Annotated in this window: 17 protein-coding genes; 4 read left to right on the plus strand and 13 right to left on the minus strand. The window is 71.3% G+C overall.

Annotated features, from left to right (window positions below; translation table 11 throughout):
• Positions 1-57 precede the first annotated feature (57 nt).
• The 13 genes from ACSNOG_RS15660 to ACSNOG_RS15720 form a co-directional block, all read right to left on the minus strand.
• Positions 58-1,128 (minus strand): hypothetical protein, encoded by a 1,071-nt coding sequence (locus ACSNOG_RS15660; RefSeq protein WP_436753256.1) that lies wholly within the window; start codon positions 1,126-1,128, stop codon positions 58-60.
• 449 nt (positions 1,129-1,577) lie between these two features.
• Positions 1,578-2,648 carry a hypothetical protein gene (locus ACSNOG_RS15665; RefSeq protein ID WP_436753257.1) on the minus strand — a complete coding sequence of 357 codons (1,071 nt, stop codon included), beginning with the start codon at positions 2,646-2,648 and terminating at the stop codon, positions 1,578-1,580.
• 530 nt (positions 2,649-3,178) lie between these two features.
• Positions 3,179-4,582, minus strand: a complete 1,404-nt coding sequence (locus tag ACSNOG_RS15670; RefSeq protein ID WP_436753258.1) for an MFS transporter — start codon at positions 4,580-4,582, stop codon at positions 3,179-3,181.
• Positions 4,583-4,764: 182 nt separating this feature from the next.
• Positions 4,765-5,382 carry a hypothetical protein gene (locus ACSNOG_RS15675; RefSeq protein ID WP_436753259.1) on the minus strand — a complete coding sequence of 206 codons (618 nt, stop codon included), beginning with the start codon at positions 5,380-5,382 and terminating at the stop codon, positions 4,765-4,767.
• Between the two features lie 189 nt (positions 5,383-5,571).
• Positions 5,572-6,798: a cytochrome P450 gene (locus ACSNOG_RS15680; protein ID WP_436753260.1), complete on the minus strand. Its 1,227-nt coding sequence runs from the start codon at positions 6,796-6,798 to the stop codon at positions 5,572-5,574.
• Positions 6,799-6,835: 37 nt separating this feature from the next.
• Positions 6,836-7,018, minus strand: coding sequence for a rubredoxin (locus tag ACSNOG_RS15685; protein ID WP_372504645.1), 183 nt, complete (start codon positions 7,016-7,018; stop codon positions 6,836-6,838).
• Positions 7,015-7,878: an alpha/beta hydrolase gene (locus tag ACSNOG_RS15690; RefSeq protein ID WP_436753261.1), complete on the minus strand. Its 864-nt coding sequence runs from the start codon at positions 7,876-7,878 to the stop codon at positions 7,015-7,017. Before ACSNOG_RS15690 ends, ACSNOG_RS15685 begins: the two co-directional genes overlap by 4 nt.
• Positions 7,875-8,978, minus strand: coding sequence for a fatty acid desaturase (locus ACSNOG_RS15695; RefSeq protein ID WP_436753262.1), 1,104 nt, complete (start codon positions 8,976-8,978; stop codon positions 7,875-7,877). The genes ACSNOG_RS15690 and ACSNOG_RS15695 overlap by 4 nt, the downstream gene beginning before the upstream one ends.
• 27 nt (positions 8,979-9,005) lie before the next feature.
• Complete coding sequence (locus ACSNOG_RS15700; protein WP_436753263.1) at positions 9,006-9,305, minus strand: acyl carrier protein; 300 nt, start codon at positions 9,303-9,305, stop codon at positions 9,006-9,008.
• A gap of 74 nt (positions 9,306-9,379) precedes the next feature.
• Positions 9,380-10,327 carry an acyl-CoA desaturase gene (locus tag ACSNOG_RS15705; RefSeq protein WP_436753264.1) on the minus strand — a complete coding sequence of 316 codons (948 nt, stop codon included), beginning with the start codon at positions 10,325-10,327 and terminating at the stop codon, positions 9,380-9,382.
• A gap of 11 nt (positions 10,328-10,338) precedes the next feature.
• A complete protein-coding gene (locus ACSNOG_RS15710; protein ID WP_436753265.1) occupies positions 10,339-11,301 on the minus strand; it encodes an acyl-CoA desaturase in 963 nt (320 codons plus the stop codon).
• A gap of 12 nt (positions 11,302-11,313) precedes the next feature.
• A complete protein-coding gene (locus tag ACSNOG_RS15715; RefSeq protein WP_436753266.1) occupies positions 11,314-13,065 on the minus strand; it encodes a fatty acyl-AMP ligase in 1,752 nt (583 codons plus the stop codon).
• A gap of 160 nt (positions 13,066-13,225) precedes the next feature.
• Positions 13,226-14,035 carry a thioesterase family protein gene (locus tag ACSNOG_RS15720; RefSeq protein ID WP_436753267.1) on the minus strand — a complete coding sequence of 270 codons (810 nt, stop codon included), beginning with the start codon at positions 14,033-14,035 and terminating at the stop codon, positions 13,226-13,228.
• Positions 14,036-14,342: 307 nt separating this feature from the next.
• Between ACSNOG_RS15720 and ACSNOG_RS15725 the strand changes: the two genes are divergently transcribed.
• The 4 genes from ACSNOG_RS15725 (at position 14,343) to mtnB (ending at position 17,760) form a co-directional block, all read left to right on the plus strand.
• Positions 14,343-15,341: a beta-ketoacyl-ACP synthase III gene (locus ACSNOG_RS15725; protein WP_436753268.1), complete on the plus strand. Its 999-nt coding sequence runs from the start codon at positions 14,343-14,345 to the stop codon at positions 15,339-15,341.
• A gap of 165 nt (positions 15,342-15,506) precedes the next feature.
• Positions 15,507-16,274 carry a 2OG-Fe dioxygenase family protein gene (locus ACSNOG_RS15730; RefSeq protein ID WP_436753269.1) on the plus strand — a complete coding sequence of 256 codons (768 nt, stop codon included), beginning with the start codon at positions 15,507-15,509 and terminating at the stop codon, positions 16,272-16,274.
• A gap of 134 nt (positions 16,275-16,408) precedes the next feature.
• Positions 16,409-17,134: an acireductone synthase gene (gene mtnC, locus ACSNOG_RS15735; protein ID WP_436753270.1), complete on the plus strand. Its 726-nt coding sequence runs from the start codon at positions 16,409-16,411 to the stop codon at positions 17,132-17,134.
• Positions 17,131-17,760, plus strand: coding sequence for a methylthioribulose 1-phosphate dehydratase (mtnB, locus tag ACSNOG_RS15740; RefSeq protein WP_436753271.1), 630 nt, complete (start codon positions 17,131-17,133; stop codon positions 17,758-17,760). The genes mtnC and mtnB overlap by 4 nt, the downstream gene beginning before the upstream one ends.
• Positions 17,761-17,777: the final 17 nt, after the last annotated feature.

The raw sequence follows: 17,777 nt of genomic DNA on the forward strand, positions 1-17,777 counted from the left end.
GGGCCGGGGCGGCGGGCGGGCGGCGGAAGCGGGCGGGCGCCCGGTGGGACGGGTGCGTCAGTGGCAGCCGCAGCTCGCCGAGGTGACCCTGTTCATCCGGCGCCTCGGCCGCGCTTCGCCGCTCTCCGTGCCGGCTCCGGCGAGCGGCTCGGTCCCGCCGAGGGCCGTGACCGTGCTGGTGGAGCAGGCCAGCGTCAGCTGGTACGGGGTCTGCGGCAGGGCGCCCAGGACGATGTGGGCGGAGACCGCGGCCTTGCCGGTGGCCGCCGAGTTGCCTTCGGTGTTGAAGGGCAGCGGCTGCGTCCCGCTGCTCAGCCCGAACTCGACTCCGGAGACCAGCGCGTGGTCGGGGTGGTCGGCGAAGAGGCGTTCGAGCTCGGCCGCGGCCGTGCCGGAGCCCGTGGCGGCGGCCTTGAGGTCGGTGACCGCGCCGTTCTCCACGGTCAGCACCAGCGGGTAGTGCGAGAGGCCGGTCAGCTGCTCGTAGATCTCGTGGCGGCGGTCGGCGCTCGCGCTGCGGGCCCGTACGACGGGCCAGCCCTTGACCGTGATCTGGCCGGAGAGCGCGGCGCCGGTGAGGTCGGCCGCGAGGCGCAGCCGTCCGGTGGGCGCGGTGCGCACGGCGCCGGGCTGGAAGAGCCCGCCGTCGGTGCGCGACCAGGTCGGCCGGTCGTAGGTCAGCCGGGCCACGGAGCCGGTGAGCGCGTCCTCGATCTGCAGGCCGCCGGAGCCGGCGAGGGCCTCGGTGAGCCGGTCGGCGCGGGCCTGCACCGCATCCGGGTCGGTCTTCTCCAGGCCCGTCAGGACGGTGCCGGCCTGGTCGAGGGCGAGCGGGCCCTGCCCGGCGCGGACGACGGCGACCGTGCGGCCGGGGCCGATGTCGGCGGACGGGGCGGTCAGCAGGGCGTCTGCGGTGGCGATCACGAGGACGTCGCTGTCGTCCGGCACCTCGGTGCGCAGGATGTCGCCCAGGGTGCGGCCGGGGCCGGCGGTCACGGTGGCGTACTGCTCGTGACGGCCGCCGCCCTCGAGGCGGAAGAAATCGGCGAGCGCCTTTTCCAGGACCAGTACGAAGTGTGTACGGCCGACCGGATACTGGCGGTAGGCCTCGGGGCGGACAATAATCATCGCGACACCACTCCCAGATATGCGTGTTGCGTGTCGGCGAGGCGGGTCGAGTCAGCACCTCGACCCGCCCCGCGCCAGGGCTGTTCAATTCAGCCCGTCACCCGGGTTCAGCCCAGCAGGGTCCCGAGGTAGTTGCTGTTCTTGCGCACCTTGATGGTCTTCTTCATGGGAACTCACCTCCCGCCAATGGCCATTGTTTTCGGATGGACTGCGGGGCGATTAGCCCAGCAGGGTCCCCAGGTAGTTGCTGTTCTTACGGACCTTGATGGTCTTCTTCACGGGAACTCACCACCCTCCATTGGCTCGGATCCGGCCGGGGTCACCGGGCGATTAGCCCAGCAGGGTCCCGAGGTAGTTGCTGTTCTTGCGCACCTTGATGGTCTTCTTCATGGGGAATCACCTCCCGTCCGCGTGGATTTCGCGCTCCCGCCGCGTCCGCCGCCGGCCGCTCAGGCGGCCGGTGCGATGCGGACGCTCGGGGCGCCGCCTTTGTTGCCGAGCACCACTTCACCGCTCTCGGTGTAGACGGTGGTGTCGGGCGAGATGATGTCGAGGTGGTACTGGGTGAAGGGGGTGAGCCCCAGTCCCCAGTGCAGGCAGCCCTGGTCGCCGCCGTAGACCTCGTTCATCGCGTGGTTGCCCCGGACGATGTCCAGGCTGGTGTTGAGGGCGTGACCGATCTCCCAGACCAGGGTGTAGCGGGAGTCGATCTCGAACATCGCCTCGAAGACCTCGGCGACCGGAGCGCCGGCGGGCCGGTGCGGGCGGAGGGAGGCGATCGCTCCCTTGCGCACCTCGGCCACCACCGCCTCGTGCTCCAGCCCGGCCAGCTTGGCCTGCAGGCGGGCCTGGTCCTTCCGGAGGAAGGAGGGCGTTCCGTTGTGCAGGATGGGGAAGCCGCGGAACGCGATGCTGCCTTCGAGCGGGAGGTGCAGCGACTCGTCGAACTCGACGATCTGCATCGGCAGGACGCTGATCTCGCCCGAGGGTACGATCTGCTGCTCGCCCCATTCAAGGGGGCCGGCCTGCTGATTCCAGACCAGTCCGTCGGCGAGGTGGTCCAGGACCGCACGGGTGCCGTGCCGCTCGTCGACGTACACCAAGTGGTCGGTGGACTCGGCGAGTTCGAAGAAGCGGTCGCTGAACTCCGCCTGCTCCTGGGCCGAAGTGCGCTCGATGACCCCCAGGAAGTGGCTGATGATGCCCAGGTCCGTCGGTGTCGAGTTGCAGGCCATGCCCATCAGCTTGCGGCGCGGGCCGAGCGCCTCCTCGGACGGGGACTCGAAGAACCGGTAGGGCGAGATGACCAGCGAGTGGGAATTCTGCGGAACCGTTTCATCGGCGAGCATCTTCTCGAAGTCGTCGCCCGGCTTCAGAATGATCGTCCGGTACTCCGCGTAGGGGGCATCCTTGACGATTTCAAATTCCTGGACCATCTCCTGATTGGTGATCAGGCAGAAGATGCTTCCGTCGGCCGGGCCGAACTGACTGAATCGCGCCGGGTTGATCTTGATTGCCATAATCGGCGATACCCCCAGGTGGCTGATTATCTGGACGCAAGAAAACAGCACCCGGCGAGGCCCCGCAATATGCCGGGGGGCAATGGCCGGAACATATGCCGGTTTGAGCTCCGGGCCCGCCCGTTTTGACCTGCTGGTCACACTTGCCCGGCTCTATGGGTGTCTTGCGGTAGATAAATCTACGAAGACCGAGGCCAGCGGCGGTGGCGCCCCCGAGAAACAGAACGTATGCCCGTTTCACCCCCCACCTCAACACCGCCGAACCAGCACGTCCCGGCGGGGGTTTCCGGCCTCGACGGCAAACCGGAACCTCGTCGCCGCACGATTCCGGCCATGATCCACGGGCCTCGCGCCGCGGAACCGGCGGTCACAGGCCGGAACTTCCGCCTCCAGCCCACTGTGATGTGAATCACTTGTGACGCAGAATCGGGGATTCCGGGAAGAAAAACGCCGGGCGGTCACGCGCGGTCGGGGGTTTCCGCGCGGACCGCCCGGCTCGTGTGCCGCGCTGTCCTGTGAGCGTCAGGGCATTACGCGGCTGGCTTGGGGCGGGGGATGAACAGGCAGGCGAGGGCCGCGGCGGCCGTCGCGACCAGGATGAAGGCCCATCCGTGGTCGAAGGCCGTCACGGCGTCGTCCGCGCCGGAGGGCGCGCCGACGAAGGCCACCAGCAGGGCCACGCCCAGCACGGAGCCGACCTGACGGGCCATCGTGACGACGGCCGAGCCCGTGGAGAAGCTCTGCGGCGGCAGCGCGGAGACCGCGGCCCCGACGAGCGTCGGGACGACCATGCCCACGCCGACGCCCGTGAGCAGCATGCCCGGGAGCAGGCCCGCCGCGTACTCGTGCGCGGTGTCCAGCCGGTAGATCCACCAGCCGATGCCGGCACCGAAGAGCACGCAGCCGACCGCGGAGACCGCGGCGGAGCCGAACTTCTTGATGACGGGCCCCACGCCCATCGCGAAGGCGGGGACGAGGACCGGGCCGGGCGCGATGGCGAGGCCCGTCTTCAGCGGCGACCAGTGCCACACCTGCTGGCACCACAGCACCGCCGAGAGGAGCATGGCGCCGAACGAGACGGCGAACAGCAGGTTCGCGAAGGTCGAGGGGCCGACCGCGGGGATCCTCAGCAGGCCCAGCGGCAGGATGGGCGAGGCGTGGCGCGCCGAGCTGTAGACGAACGCGGCGAGCAGGACGACGGCGATCAGGAGCGAGCCGAGCACCTTGCCCGAAGTCCAGCCCCAGTCCTCGCTCTTGACCAGGCCGAGCGCCAGGACCGCGATGCCCAGGGTGAGCAGGGCCGCGCCGAGCAGGTCCAGGCGGGCCGCGGCCGGGCGGGCCGCGATGCGCGGCAGCACCTTGGCGCCGAGGAGGAGGGCGAAGACGCCGATCGGCAGGTTGACGAGGAAGACCCAGCGCCAGTCGAGCTGGGTGAGCAGGCCGCCGATCACGGGGCCGAGGGCGGCGGCCAGGCCGCTGATGGCGGTCCAGCCGCGGACCGCGGGGATCCTCTTCTCCGGCGGCGCGGCGGCGAGCAGCAGGCCGAGTGAGGAGGGGATGAGCATGGCCGCGCCGACGGCCTGGACCACGCGGGCCGCGACCAGCAGCCAGACGCCGGGGGCGACGGCGCACAGCGCGGAGGCGACGGTGAAGACCGCGATGCCGAGCAGGTAGGCGTTCCGGGGGCTGGTGCGGTCCGCGAGGCTGCCGGCCGGGACGAGCAGCGCGGCGAAGATCACCGCGTAGGCGTTGAGGATCCACGACAGCGAGGCCAGCGAGGACCCGGAGAACTGTGCGCCGATGTCGGGCAGGGCGACGTTGACGATGAACATGTCGAGGTTGGACATCGCAACCCCGGCTACAACGACGGCGAACACCGGGCCGAAGGCGGGCTTCGTCACGCTGCCCGCCTGTCCGGCGGCAGTCTGAGTCATCGCTCTCCTCGCTAGTGAGTTGGCTTTTCCAACTCACGTGAGCATACAGCGTCCCCCGGGACGTGTCGGTGTGATGTAGGCGTCATGGCGCCCCTACGGCAGTACGGCCGCACCGGCCGAAAACAGCCTGGTGCAGCCGTACTGATGGAGCGTCGGATACGGGCCGCGCGGGCCGGAGCGTCTCAGCCGGTGCCGGCGTAGGCGATGAGCCCCACCACCGTCAGGAGCAGGAAGACGGCGAGCGGCACGCCGCAGCCGCCGCCCAGGAGCCACAGGGGCAGCCGCCAGGGGCGGTGCCCCGCGGTGGCGCGGTGGTCGGCGAGCAGGGTCAGGAGGGCGGCCGGGGTGAGCGCGGCCGTCACCCCGGCCCACCACCACAGGCACGCCACCGGGTGCCCGCCGAGGTCGCCGGCATGGCCGGACACCAGCAGGACGGCCGCGACCGCCGCTGCGGCGACGGCCGCCGCGGCCGCGGGCGCCCACCACCGGGCGCCGACGCGAGCCGTCCGGCTCCCCGCCCACCGGGCGATCCCGGCGGCGGGGACGACCAGTGCTGCGGCCAGGAAGGCCGACACGACGGTCCAGGCGGCCAGGACGAAGGGGAGCACGACGATGCCGAGGGCACCGCTGTCCTCCTCGGACGGATCCGCCGGCCCGGAGCCGGAGACGGTGTCCGGAAAGACCAGCGCCCACAGGACGAACACGACGCCCGCGAAGACCGTCTCGGCCACGAGTGCCCCGACCGCCGTGACGAACGTGGGCGGCGACCACAGGCTGTAACGTGCGGTTTCTTGCTTCACCGGGCCATCATCCGCCGACGCCGACGACGCCCTCGCGGCAGGGTCCGCGCCCCTGAATCCGCCGCGACGGCGCCCGGCCACCGACAACGCCACCGGCGGTGCCGGACCCACCTGAGGTGGGTCCGGCACCGCCGGTCTCCGCCGTCGTGGTTGCGCGCCACGGCGGCGGAAGGAGTGTGGCGCCCCGCGTCAGGCGAGCTTGACCGGGAGCTGGTCGAAGCCCCGCTGGACCAACTGGTCGCGGAACGTGGGTTCGCCCGCCAGGGCGAGGCCCGGGAAGCGCCGCAGGACCGCCGGCAGCGCGATCTCCGCCTGCATGCGGGCCAGGCCCGCGCCCAGGCAGTAGTGGGCCCCGCCGCTGAGGGTCAGCGCGTGGTTGCCCTTGCGGTAGGGGTTGAACGTGCCGGGGTCGGCGTACTGCCGCGGATCGCGGTTGCCCGCGGCGATCAGGAGCGTGACCTTCGTGCCCGCGATCAGCGGGATGCCGAAGAAGTCGATGTCCTTGACGGCCATGCGGTTGAGGGCCTGCGCGGCGGGGTCGAAGCGCAGCACCTCCTCCACGTAGCCCTCCGCGAGCGAGTCGTCCTCGCGGAGCGCGGCCGCGTACTGCGGGTGTTCGACGGCGAGCCGCAGGGCGTTGCCGATGAGGTCCATCGGCGCTTCCGTGCCGGCGACCAGCAGCAGCATGAAGTTGGCGACGAGCTCCTCCTCGCTGATGCCGCCCGTCGTGTCCAGCTGCCGGACCATCTCGCTGACGAGGTCGTCGCCGGGATTCGCCCGGCGCCGGGCGACCAGGTCGCCGAAGTAGACGGCGAGCTCCTCCATCGCGGCGTCGCCGGGCCGCAGCTGCGCGAGGTCCTGGATGGGTTCGAGCGCGGTGGTGATGGCGCCGATGTGGCCCCGGAACCCCGCCTGCTCCTCCTCGGGTATGCCCAGCAGCTCACCCATGATCGCCATCGGCACGCGGAAGGCGAACTCGGCCATGAAGTCGACGGGCGTCCCGCCCTCGCCGAGCGCGGCCAGCCGGTCCACCAGGCCGCCGATCAGCCGCTCCACCGCCGGCTGCAGCGCCGCGATCCGGCGCGGCGTGAAGCCGACGCTGAAGAAGCGCCGGTAGCGGTCGTGGTCGGGGTTGTTGCTGAAGAGCATGTTCTTGGTGAGCCACACCCAGGAGGAGTGCTCGCGCCATCCGGGCATCATCGTGTCCTGCACGGCCCCGTCGGTCGACAGCAGGGCCGGTTCCCGCAGCGCCCGGGCGCACTCGGCGTGCCCGGTGACCACCAGCTGGCCGGGGCCGAGCGGCAGCAGCGGCCCGTAGGAGCGCAGCGCCTCGTAGAGCGGGTACGGATCCCGCTTCCCGGCCGGGCTCAGCAGCGTCATCATCGCGCGGCCCGGATCCATCACCGGTGTGGTCATGTCACTTCTCCTAGCGGTCTACAGCGGTTCTGCGGCTCTACAGCGGTGCCATGACGAAGTCGGCCTTGGTGGTCCCGCAGTCCGGGCACTCCCAGTCGTCCGGGATCTCCTCCCAGGGCGTGCCGGGCGCGATCCCCTCCTCGGGCAGTCCCAGGGATTCGTAGTAGACCCAGCCGCAGACGAGGCACATCCATGCCCTTTTCCCGACGTCTTCGCTCACGGGATGGTCTCTCCAGTTCTCGTTCCGTGCTCGGCGACGAACACGGAGATGGCGCTTTTCGCTTCGGGGGACATCAGGATCCCCATGTGTCCCCGCCCCGGGGCCTGCTGGAGCCGTACGTCGCGCAGGCCGGCGGCGATGGCCTCGGCCTCGCAGTAGGGCACGACGGGGTCTTCGGGGTCGTGCAGGGCGAGTACCGGCACGTCGAGCTCGCGGCCGAGGCCGACGACGTCCCAGTGGCTGACGGGCACCCCGTTGCGGCGGTGCAGTTCGCGGTAGATGCGGTCGACGACGGCGCGCGAGAGCATCAGCTCGCCCTTGGACCACCGCTCCAGCACGGCCGTGAGCGTGCAGGTGGGGGCGATCAGGGCGATGCAGTCGACGTCCGGCCGCTCCTCCATCGCCACCGCACCCACGGCGGCGATGGACCCCAGGGAGTGCGCGACGATCACCTTCGCGCCGCCGAGGGAGTCCAGGGCGGCGCGCACGGCCGCCGTGTACTGCGTCATGGTGGCCTGCGTGCCCCGGTTCACCCCGTGGGCGGGGGCGTCGAACGCGGCCACCCGGTAGCCGAGTTCGCGCAGCGGGCCGATCAGCGAGTACATGCTGCTGCTGTCGGCTCCCCAGCCGTGCACGAGCAGTGCGGTGGGCCGGTCGTCGTCGCCCCACAGGTATCCGCCGTGCACGTCGGGGTTGCCGAGGATGTCGAAGCCGCGGGCTCCGAGCGGCAGGACGTTGTCGGGTTTCGTGCCGAGGGCGCGGGTCCGGCTGAAGACGTCGGTGGCCCAGCGGCCGCCGGGTCCGGGCGCGAGGACGCCGGCGGCCGCGTGGGCGAGCCTTCTCAGGACGGGGGGCGTCATGACGGCGACTTCACCGTCACCGGCTTGGCGTCCGCCGGGGCGATCCGCGTGCGGTTGAAGTCGGTGTAGAAGCCGGACTCCGTGTCGTAGAAGTGCAGCCGCCGGATGATGGTGCTCAGCTGGCGGACCTTCACGCGTTCCTCGCGGACCATGCCGGGATAGGCGTCCTTCAGGGCCTTCTGCGCCTTCTGCAGGTTGTAGAAGGGGACGACCGGGGCGACGTGGTGCGCCGTGTGGATGGAGATGTTGTGCGTGAGGAACAGCAGCCACTTGGGGTACACGAAGTCGGTGGTCACCAGCAGCCGGCTGGCGTTGCGCGTCCAGTGCTCGTTGGTCAGGTACGGGATGTCGCTGGAGCTGTGGTGCATCAGCGTCGTCGCGCTGAACCAGGCGTGGGTGGCGAGCCACGGGGCGACGAAGTAGATCAGGAAGCCCGTGAAGCCGGTGAACCAGATCAGCGGGACGAAGTAGGCGACCATGACGGCCAGGACGAAGACCATCGACCGGCGGACGTCGCGGCGCGCCTCGCGCTTGGGGAAGTAGCTCGGCCGGAAGCCGGACTCGCGCCAGTAGTTGATGGTGCCGCCCCAGAACGCCCAGGTGCGCGTCCCGTGGTAGATGATCTTCTCGTGCAGCGGCATCCGGTCGTACAGCGCCGCCGGGACCGGGCGCCAGTCGGTGTCCAGCTCCAGGTTGTTGGTGTGGCTGTGGTGCAGGTTGTGCACGTGCCGCCAGGCGTGGAACGGGTAGATCAGCGGCAGCAGCGAGACGTGCCCGATCGCGAAGTTGAACTTGCGCGAGCGGGAGAAGGAGCCGTGCCCGCAGTCGTGCGCGATGCAGTGCAGGCCCCAGCCGCCCAGGCCGGCGACGATCCACAGCGGGATCCACAGCAGCCAGTGGGGTGAGAACGCGATGCCGACCAGTGCACCGATGTACAGCACCCAGCTGACGGCGAAGCCGAGCAGGCCGCGGCCCACGCGCGGTTCGAAGAATTCCCTCGGGATGGCCCCCGCGAGCCGTTCGCCCTCGATCTGCTCCGACTTGCGCTTGAAGTCCTCGAACGCCTTGTCCGGAGCGGACGGAAAGTTGTATGCCCCCATCGTCGTGGTGTCCTCTCTCGGCCGGGCTCAGCCGGTCCGGCGGGTCAGCCGGAGTTCCTGGGCCAGGTAGCCGCTCAGGTCGTCGATGGTCTGGTGCTCGTAGAGCAGGCCGGGCGAGAGGCGGCGCTCGACGACCTTCTCCAGGGCGCCGGAGACCTGGACGGCGACCCGCGAGTCGAGCCCGTAGGCCTCGAAGGACTTCTGGGTGTCGATGTCGGAGGGCGCGGCCTCGATCCGCTTGGCCAGGTGCTCGATGAGCCACTGGCGCAGGGACTCCTCCGTGAGCGGGCCCGAGATCTGCTGGGCGTCCTTCTTGCGTCCGAACATGTGGTTACGCTCCTGCTGGTGTGCGAGGGTGAAAGCACTGCGGGTGAGGCGGTTCCTGCCGGGGGCGCGAGCGGCTACGCGGCCTGCTTCATGGCGCGCTTGCGCTCGATGGTGGCCTTGTCCGGCTCCCTGAGGTCCCAGACGACTCCGGCCTTGCCCAGGCCGAAGAGGAGCCAGCCGCTCAGGTCCGGCTCCCACCAGGTCACGCCGTGGCGGTAGGAGCCGGGGAAGGCGTGGTGGTTGTTCTGCAGTCCCTCGCCGAAGGTGAAGGCGGCGACGGGCCAGTTGTTGGCGCTGCGGTCCTTGTTGTCGAAGGGGCGGCTGCCGATGGCGTGGCAGATCGAGCCCACGCACCAGGCGGCCTGGTTGGCCACGAAGATGCGCGCGAACCCGCCGAAGACCAGGCCGGTCAGCAGGGACATCGGCGTCTGCTCCACGGCGAAGCCGACGACCGCCGGGATCAGCAGGCCGGTGAGGACCCAGGCCGGGTACGTGCGGCTGTACCACATCAGCCGGCGGTCGCGCAGGACGTCGGGGGCGAAGACGCTCCACTTCGAGGTCTCGTCGCTGAGCATCCACGGCATGTGCGCGTACCACAGGCCGCGCAGCCGGGCCTTGATGCTCCAGCCGTGCAGGTTCGGCGAGTGCGGGTCGCCCTCGCGGTCGCTGAAGCGGTGGTGGCGGCGGTGCGTGGTGACCCAGAACATCAGCGGGCCCTGGGCCCCCATGGACCCGGTGATCATCATGATGCCCTCGAACACGGGCGAGGTCTTGAACGCCTTGTGCGAGAGGTAGCGGTGGAAGCCGATGGTGATGCCGCCCATGTGCACGAAGTACATGACGACGAAGAGGACCAGGTCGGTGGTGGTGTAGTTGCCGGTCCACAGGAACCAGGCCGCGGCGGCGGTGCCGATCAGCGGCAGCGTCATCGTGGTGAGCGCGGAGAAGCGCTTGATCCGGGCGCTGGCGGGGTCGAGCTTGACGATCGCCGACGCGAGCGGGTCGGCGGTTGCGGAAGACACGGGGCCGCTCCTTATCTCTCTGACCGTGCGCGTTTGGGGTAGCGGACGTTGGTGACCAGGCCCAGGACGTCCAGCAGCCGGATGAAGGCGCCGGCGATGTCGATCTGCCAGAACGTGTGGCGGTTGTGGGCCAGGGCGGGCTGGGCGTGATGGTTGTTGTGCCAGGAGCCGCCGACCGAGAAGGGCGCGAGCGTCGCGACGTTGCGGCTGTTGTCCCGGGTGCGGTGGGGGCGGCTGCCCAGCGTGTGCCCGATCGAGTTGACGCTCCAGGTCACGTGGTCGAGGAGAAAGATGCGGGCGAGGCCGCCCCAGAGCAGCCCGCCGGCCGCGCCGCGCAGGCTGCCGCCGGTGAGCGCCCAGCCCAGCAGCGCGGGCAGGGCGAGTCCGGCCAGGACCCAGACGAAGTAGTACTCGTTGATCTTCATCACGAGCCGGTTCTTCATCAGGTCGGGGACGTACTTGCTCCAGTTCTGCCGGCGGACGGTGAACAGCCAGCCGACGTGCCCGTGCCACAGGCCGCGCAGCCGCGGGTACTTGCGCCCGTCCTGCATCGGCCGGGGCGAGTGCGGGTCGCCGTCGCGGTCGGTGAACGCGTGGTGCTGGCGGTGGGTCGCCACCCAGAAGACGACCGGGCCCTGCGCGGCCATGCTGCCGGCGATGCCCCAGAAGGCGGTCACCGCCGGCTTGGCCGCGAAGGACAGGTGCGAGAAGAAGCGGTGGAAGCCGCCCTCCACGCCCAGGGAGGTCAGCAGGTACATCCCGACGAGCAGTCCGAGGTCGACCCCGGTGAATCCGTAGTGGTACGCGAAGACCAGCGCACCGGCGAAGCCCAGGGTGGGCACGCCGACCGTGAGGTAGGCCAGCCGGCGGGCCGAGGCGTCGGTGTCGGCCGCGGCCTGCGGGGCCGCGGCCGGGCGGGCCGCGTGCGGGGCACCGGAGGCGGCGGCCCCGGGTGACTCAGGCGAGATCGTCATGATGGGCTCCCGTCACCGCACGGCCTGCGGCATGTCGTCGGCGGCCGGGGTCAGCTTCTTCAGCGACCCCTGGAGATAGGCCTTCCGTGTCGCGTCCCGGCGGACCTTGCCACTGGTGGTCATGGGGATCGCCCCCACCGGCCCGACGTGGACGGCTGCGGGCCGGACTCCGTGCTCGGCCGTCACCGCCGCGATCACCGCGTCCAGCACGGCCGCCCCCTCCGCGGCCAGCTGGCGTGCGGTGCCGCGGTACTCGGCGGCGACCACCAGTTCCTCGCCCTGCTCGCCGGGGACGGAGAAGGCGGCACAGCCGCGCACCTTCTCGTGCGCCTGGCGGACGCTGAGCTCGATGTCCTGCGGGTAGAGGTTGCGGCCGGCGATGACCACGAGGTCCTTCAGGCGCCCGGTGATGAACAGCTCGCCGTCGAGCAGGAATCCGAGGTCGCCCGTGCGCAGGTGAGTCGCCTCGCCGCCGTCCGCCGTCCGCGCCGTGAAGGTCGCGGCGGTGAGCTCGGGCCGGCCGAGGTAACCGTGGGCCACGTTGGGCCCGTTCACCCAGATCTCCCCGACCCGGCCGGCCGGGACCGGCAGCAGGGTGTCGGGGTCCACTACGGTCACCTCGTGCCCGTCGGCGACGGTGCCGCAGCTGACGACGTGCGCGACCCGCCCGGGCTCGGCGTCCTTCTCCTCGCCCTCCTCGAAGCGGCGCACGAGGCCGTTCTCCAGGGCCGCTTTGTCGAGCCGTTCGGTCCGCAAAGGGGTTCCGGTGGGCTTTCCCGACACGTAGAGCGTCGCCTCGGCCAGGCCGTAGCAGGGGATGAGCGAGGTTTCGTCGTATCCCCGGGGGGCGAATCGGTCGCGGAACTTGTCCAGGGTTACCCTGGATACGGGCTCGGATCCGCAGAAGACCTGGCGCAGCGTGCCGAGGTCGAGGGTTTCCAGCTCGTCATCGGTGATACTCGAAGTACACATGTCGAAAGCGAAGTTGGGCCCGACGGAAATGGTGACCTTGTGGTCGGTGATCGCCTTGAGCCAGCGGTACGGCTGCTGGACGAAGTGCGCCGGCGACATGAGCACCAAGGGCCAGCCGCCGTGCACCGCGAGCATGATCGTGCCCATCAGGCCCATGTCGTGGTAGGGCGGCAGCCAGGTGCAGCCGACGCGGTCGGCTTCGTACCCCATGTTGTGTTCCAGGGCGCGGCAGTTGCTCACCAGGTTCTCGTGGGTGAGCACGATTCCCTTGGGGTCGCCCGTGGATCCCGAGGTGTACTGCAGCAGCGCCGGATCGGAAACGGCGTCGGGAACGGCGGTGTCCGGTGCCGGACCGCTGAAGTACGCGTCGTCGACGAACAGCCATTCCGGCGTGCGCACCGATGCGGGGAGTTCCGCGGCGAATTGCGCGACGCGGCCCTCCAGCCGGCGGTCCGCAATGATCACATCGGGCGCGCTGTCCGCGACGATCGAGGCGAAGCGGGCCACTGCGCGCTTCCCGGCGGGCGGGAAGGAGGGCACCGCGGTGGCGCCGGCCCGGAATATCCCGAAGAGCGCGGCGATGTAGTGCAGACCGGGATCCAGTGCCAGCACCACGCGGCGCCCGGTGAGTTCGCGCTCCAGCAGGTCCGCGGCGATGCGCCCGGCGTGTTCGTACACGTCGTGATAGGTCCAGTCGACGGCCTCGTCGCCGGTGCCGTCGGCGAGAAAGCGAAAGGCCGTGCGCCGGGGCCCGGCGGCCCGTTCCCGGAGTATGCCGGGAAGCCCGGGCAATGAGGTACGGGCCCGCCCCGCTATGTGATCCACAACGCCCCCGTGAAGTTCAGTTCTGTGCGCGGGGCCGCACCCGTGTCACCGGTGCGCGGCCCGCGGAAACGTAGAAACGCAGAAACGTGAAAACGGTGTTGCGCCGTACGGTCGGCTGTCGCCCTCGTCAGCCGGTACGGACGATGCGGAGCTGCTGGGCGGAACCCAAGTGGGTCCCGTCCCTGCCCCAGGCATCGATTTCCTCGTCGACCCAGCCCTCGGCGGTCGCGGAGCGGGTGCGTGCACGCAGCAGGATCCACGGTGACGACGCCTGCGCGAGATGCGCGCCGGGCCGGACCGTGAGCTCGACCGTGGGCACCAACGCTAGCGTCGACAGCACCGCCGCGTACGACGGGGCGAGTGAATCCATCAGGAACACGAAACGCAGCGGGTCCGGCGGACGCTCGTCCTCCAGGATCCTGATCCACGCGATGAGTTCGGGCTCGGCGCCGCCCGCGTAGGGGCGGCTGGGGCCGACCGGGCGGATCTCCAGGTAGGTGGAGATGGCGACGAACTCGGGCGGAATGACGAAGACGTCGCACTCCTGCGGAGGCGGTGCGTCCGGAACCTCCGGAGCGAAGGGCTGCCATGCGGCCGGCTGCGGATTCCCGAAGACGGCCGACGCCTCGACGTGCACTCCCTTTTCGGTGACCGCACGGCCACCGAGCGTGGTGAGCGTGCGTCCGGCGCGCAGCAACGAGGTCTCCAGCCGGAAATCGTCGCCGATCGGCCGCAGGAAACGCGCCGTTGCGCTCTGCAGCCGCAAGCCGGGTGCCACCTCGGCCGCGGCGTCCTGCATCGCCGAAGCCAGCAGCGCGAGCGTCAGGCCGCCGTGAAAGCCGCCGAAACCGTGCAGATGACTTCCGGTGGCGATCTCCGCGCCGGAGGGCCGGCCGAGGAGCGCCACCGGGGAAAGCGGTGAAGCGGTACTGGTCACGGCCCCTCCGGTCCGGCGGCCGGCCTGACGGCGGCAACGCGGGAGAGGGGCGGAATTCGGAGGTGGTGCTCGGTCCTTGGCAACAAGCCATTCGTTGTTCCGAGTTGGATCACACGAGTGACCGTAGAAGGGCGGTGCGTCACCAAGCAAGCAAAAAAATTTGTGACCCGCATCACGACGTAAGTGAATCCTCGGCCCGGCGTGACGTTCAACACGCACACTCTGCGCTGCAGTGGGTTGCGTCCTCCAACCCACCCGGGGATAGTCTCGCCGCCGACACGTCAGAGGGTGGCTTGGGGGGGCCGGTATGCGCGCATTGACGCAGCGAACTGCGGTGAACGGCGTAGGAATTCTGGGCATCGGCGCGTACCGTCCGCATCGGGTGGTGGGCAATGAGGAAGTCGCCGCCCGCACCGGCCGCACCGCCGAGTGGATAGAGCGCCGCACCGGCATCGTCGAGCGCCGATATGCCGGCGCGGGCGAATCGGTGACCGATATGGCGGTGGAAGCCGCGCGGAAGGCCGTGGCCGACGCGGGAATCGCGCCCGGAAAGCTGGGGGCGGTCATCCTCGCCTCCATGTCGTATCTGCAGCAGAGCCCCGGCGGTTCCGCGGAGATCGCCGACCGGCTCGGAATCCGCGCCGCCGCTTTTGATCTCAACGCCGCCTGCGCCGGATTCTGTTACGCCCTGGCGCTCGCCTCGGCCATGGTGCGCGACGGGTCGGCGCCCTACGTGGTGGTCGTCGGCTCCGACAGGATGACGGACATCGTCGGGCCCGAGGACCCCTCGGCGGCGATCCTCTTCGCGGACGGGGCGGGGGCGGTGGTGGTCGGTCCGCAGGACACGGAGGGGATCGGCCCGGTCGTCTGGGGCTCCGACGGCAGCCGCGCGGGGCTGATCGCGCACGACGCGTCCTGGGACGCCTTCCGGGACGACCCGGGAAGGGAGTGGCCCGTGATGCGGATGGCGGGCCCCGAGGTCTTCCGCTGGGCCATCGAGGAGATGCCGCCGGTCGCCCGGGCGGCCCTCGACGCGGCCGGGGTCACCCCCGACGAGCTGGACGCCTTCGTTCCGCACCAGGCCAACCTGCGCATGATCGAGACCGTCACCCAGCGGCTGGACCTGCCCGGACACGTCACCGTCGCCCGCGACGTGGTGCACACCGGCAACACCTCCGCCGCCTCGGTCCCCCTCGCCCTGGCGCGCCTGAAGGAGCTGGGCGCGGTCGGCAGCGGGAGCCTCGCGCTGCTCCTCGGCTTCGGCGCGGGCCTCACCTGGGGCGCCCAGGTCGTCCGCCTGTCCTGAGGGCCGGGCCCGCCGCTCGCCGAAGGGCCCCGGCCCGCACCCCCAACCCCTGCCTACGGGAACACACTTCCGACCGCGCGGCCGAACGATGCATTCCGGCCAGCGGATCCGGCAATCGGCCTACTGTCGAGACGAAGCGCATCCCCGTACGAAGGCAGGACCGCCATGACCTCCAGCCCGCCGGGTGCACCGGCCCCCCGTCTGACCCGCACGCCCGCAGGCCCGCCGGCGGCACCCGGCGGCCCGCCCTTCGTGCACTTCGGCCCGGAGGTGCTGGGGGCCGCCCTGGGCGGGGTCCCGGCGGAGGCCGTCGAGGAGTTCACGGACTCGTGGGACGACCTGCCGGCCGACACCCACCTCGGCACCGACACCCCGTACCGCTTCCGCCGCTACGGGCTGTTCCGGATCCGGCCCGGCCGGCTGGAGCGCCTGCCGCACACCGCGTTCTTCCAGGACAAGACCGTCAACAAGGTGCACGGCGGAGTGCAGCGCCTGTTCGCCCCGCTCTCCGCCGCCGTCGCCGGAGGCGAGGTGCTGCGCACCGTCGTCCACACGCTCCGCCGCCGGCTGCCCGGCCCGCGCGCCGGCATGGACACCTGCGGCGTCCACCAGATACGCGTCACGGCCACGACCCGCACCGAGGGACACCCGGCTCCGGAGGGCGTCCACCAGGACGGGCACTGCTACGTGGCCCAGGTGCTGATCCGGCGCGAGGACGTCAGCGGCGCGGAGTCCGCCCTGTACGACCTGCGCAGCCGCCCGGTCCACCGGGCCCTGCTCACCGCCCCGCTGGAGACGATCGTGCTCGACGACCGGCGGCTGCTGCACGGCGTCTCGCCCGTCCGGCCCGCGCCGGGCGCGTCGTCGGGGGTGCGCGACATGCTGCTGGTGGACTTCTTCCCCGGCGGCGGGGACGGCGCACCGCGCGGGTGAGGCGGGCGGGGCGTGCCACCTTGGGTGCCCCGCCCCGGCGGACTACGATCCGGACGGGCCCTTCCTCCCGGCCGTCCGGACCCTGGAGTCGCGATGACGCTGCTGACGGTGCGGCCGGTCCACGGGAGGGCGGCATGAGCCTGCGGTTCGCCGCCGACTGCGTGGTCCTGGACATCGAGGGCACGACGAGCGCCACGGACTTCGTCCTCGGCGTGCTCTACCCCTACGCGCGCAGGAGGCTCGGCTCCCTGCTCACCGAGCGGGCCGCCGAGCCCGCGGTCCGCCGCGCCGCCGAGCAGGTCCGCGCGCTCGTGGGAGAGCCGGCCGCGGACGCCCCGCGCATCGTGCAGGTCCTCACCTCCTGGCTGGACGAGGACCGCAAGGCCACGCCGCTGAAGACCCTGCAGGGCATCGTGTGGTCGGAGGGGTTCGCCCGCGGCGAGCTCGTCGCGCACTTCTACGAGGACGTGGTGCCCGCGCTGCGGCGGTGGCACGCGTGCGGCGTGCGGCTGCACGTGTACTCCTCCGGGTCGGTGGCGGCGCAGCGCGCGTGGTTCGGGCACAGCGCACAGGGCGATCTGCTGCCGCTGGTGGACGGGCTGTACGACACGGAGAACGCCGGGCCGAAGCAGTCGCCGGGCTCGTACCGGGCCATCTCCGAGGCCATCGGGGCGGCGCCGGGCCGGACCCTGTTCCTCTCCGACCGGCCCGCGGAGCTGGACGCGGCGCGGGCGGCGGGCTGGCTCACGGCGGGCGTGCGGCGCCCGGGCGAGCCGTACTACGCGCAGGGCACGGGCGGGCACCCGGAGGCGGGTTCGTTCGCCGGCATCGAGGTCGCGCGGACGGGCGGCGGGCCGTGACCGGCGCCGGCGAGGGGCTCCTGGACGTGGCGGAGGCGGGCGCGGTGCTGGCCGCGGAGGCGGCCCGCTTCGCGTCGTTCGGCTGGATGCGCGGCACGTCGGGGAACCTGTCGGTGGTCACGGGCCGGGATCCGCTGCGCCTGGCGGTCACGGCGAGCGGCATCGACAAGGGCGAGCTGACGGCCGCGGACGTGGTGCTGGTCGACGGCCGGGGCACGGCCGTGGAGAGCGGCAGGCCGTCGGCGGAGGCGGCGCTGCACGCGCGCGTGGTGCGGCTGACGGGCGCGGGTGCGGTCGTGCACGTCCACACGGTCGCGTCGGTGGCGATGGCCCGCCGCCGTCCGGCAGGCATCGTGCTGCGGGACCTGGAGATGCTGAAGGGGCTAGGACTGCCGGCCGACGGGCGGCCGGTCGTCCTGCCGGTGATCGGCAACAGCCAGGACATGCGGGTGCTGGGCGACCGGCTGGCGGCCGCCCGCGTACCGCGGATGCCCGCAGTGGTCGTGGCAGGGCACGGTCTGTACGTGTGGGGTGCGGACCCGCGCGAGGCCCGGCACCGCACCGAGGTCGTCGAATGGCTGCTGGAGCTGGAACTCCTGGACGGGCCGGGCCCGGCCGCCCGCTGAGCGCTGCGCCCGCGGGC

Source organism: Streptomyces sp. URMC 124 (assembly GCF_051386455.1).
GTDB lineage: Bacteria > Actinomycetota > Actinomycetes > Streptomycetales > Streptomycetaceae > Streptomyces.

What these genes read in the sequence shown, in the direction of transcription:
- ACSNOG_RS15660 (WP_436753256.1), bottom strand. Translation starts at nt 1,128, where the DNA reads ATGATTATTGTCCGCCCCGAGGCCTACCGCCAGTATCCGGTCGGCCGT.
- ACSNOG_RS15665 (WP_436753257.1), bottom strand. Translation starts at nt 2,648, where the DNA reads ATGGCAATCAAGATCAACCCGGCGCGATTCAGTCAGTTCGGCCCGGCC.
- ACSNOG_RS15670 (WP_436753258.1), bottom strand. Translation starts at nt 4,582, where the DNA reads ATGACTCAGACTGCCGCCGGACAGGCGGGCAGCGTGACGAAGCCCGCC.
- ACSNOG_RS15680 (WP_436753260.1), bottom strand. Translation starts at nt 6,798, where the DNA reads ATGACCACACCGGTGATGGATCCGGGCCGCGCGATGATGACGCTGCTG.
- ACSNOG_RS15690 (WP_436753261.1), bottom strand. Translation starts at nt 7,878, where the DNA reads ATGACGCCCCCCGTCCTGAGAAGGCTCGCCCACGCGGCCGCCGGCGTC.
- ACSNOG_RS15695 (WP_436753262.1), bottom strand. Translation starts at nt 8,978, where the DNA reads ATGGGGGCATACAACTTTCCGTCCGCTCCGGACAAGGCGTTCGAGGAC.
- ACSNOG_RS15700 (WP_436753263.1), bottom strand. Translation starts at nt 9,305, where the DNA reads ATGTTCGGACGCAAGAAGGACGCCCAGCAGATCTCGGGCCCGCTCACG.
- ACSNOG_RS15710 (WP_436753265.1), bottom strand. Translation starts at nt 11,301, where the DNA reads ATGACGATCTCGCCTGAGTCACCCGGGGCCGCCGCCTCCGGTGCCCCG.
- ACSNOG_RS15725 (WP_436753268.1), top strand. Translation starts at nt 14,343, where the DNA reads ATGCGCGCATTGACGCAGCGAACTGCGGTGAACGGCGTAGGAATTCTG.
- ACSNOG_RS15730 (WP_436753269.1), top strand. Translation starts at nt 15,507, where the DNA reads ATGACCTCCAGCCCGCCGGGTGCACCGGCCCCCCGTCTGACCCGCACG.
- mtnC (WP_436753270.1), top strand. Translation starts at nt 16,409, where the DNA reads ATGAGCCTGCGGTTCGCCGCCGACTGCGTGGTCCTGGACATCGAGGGC.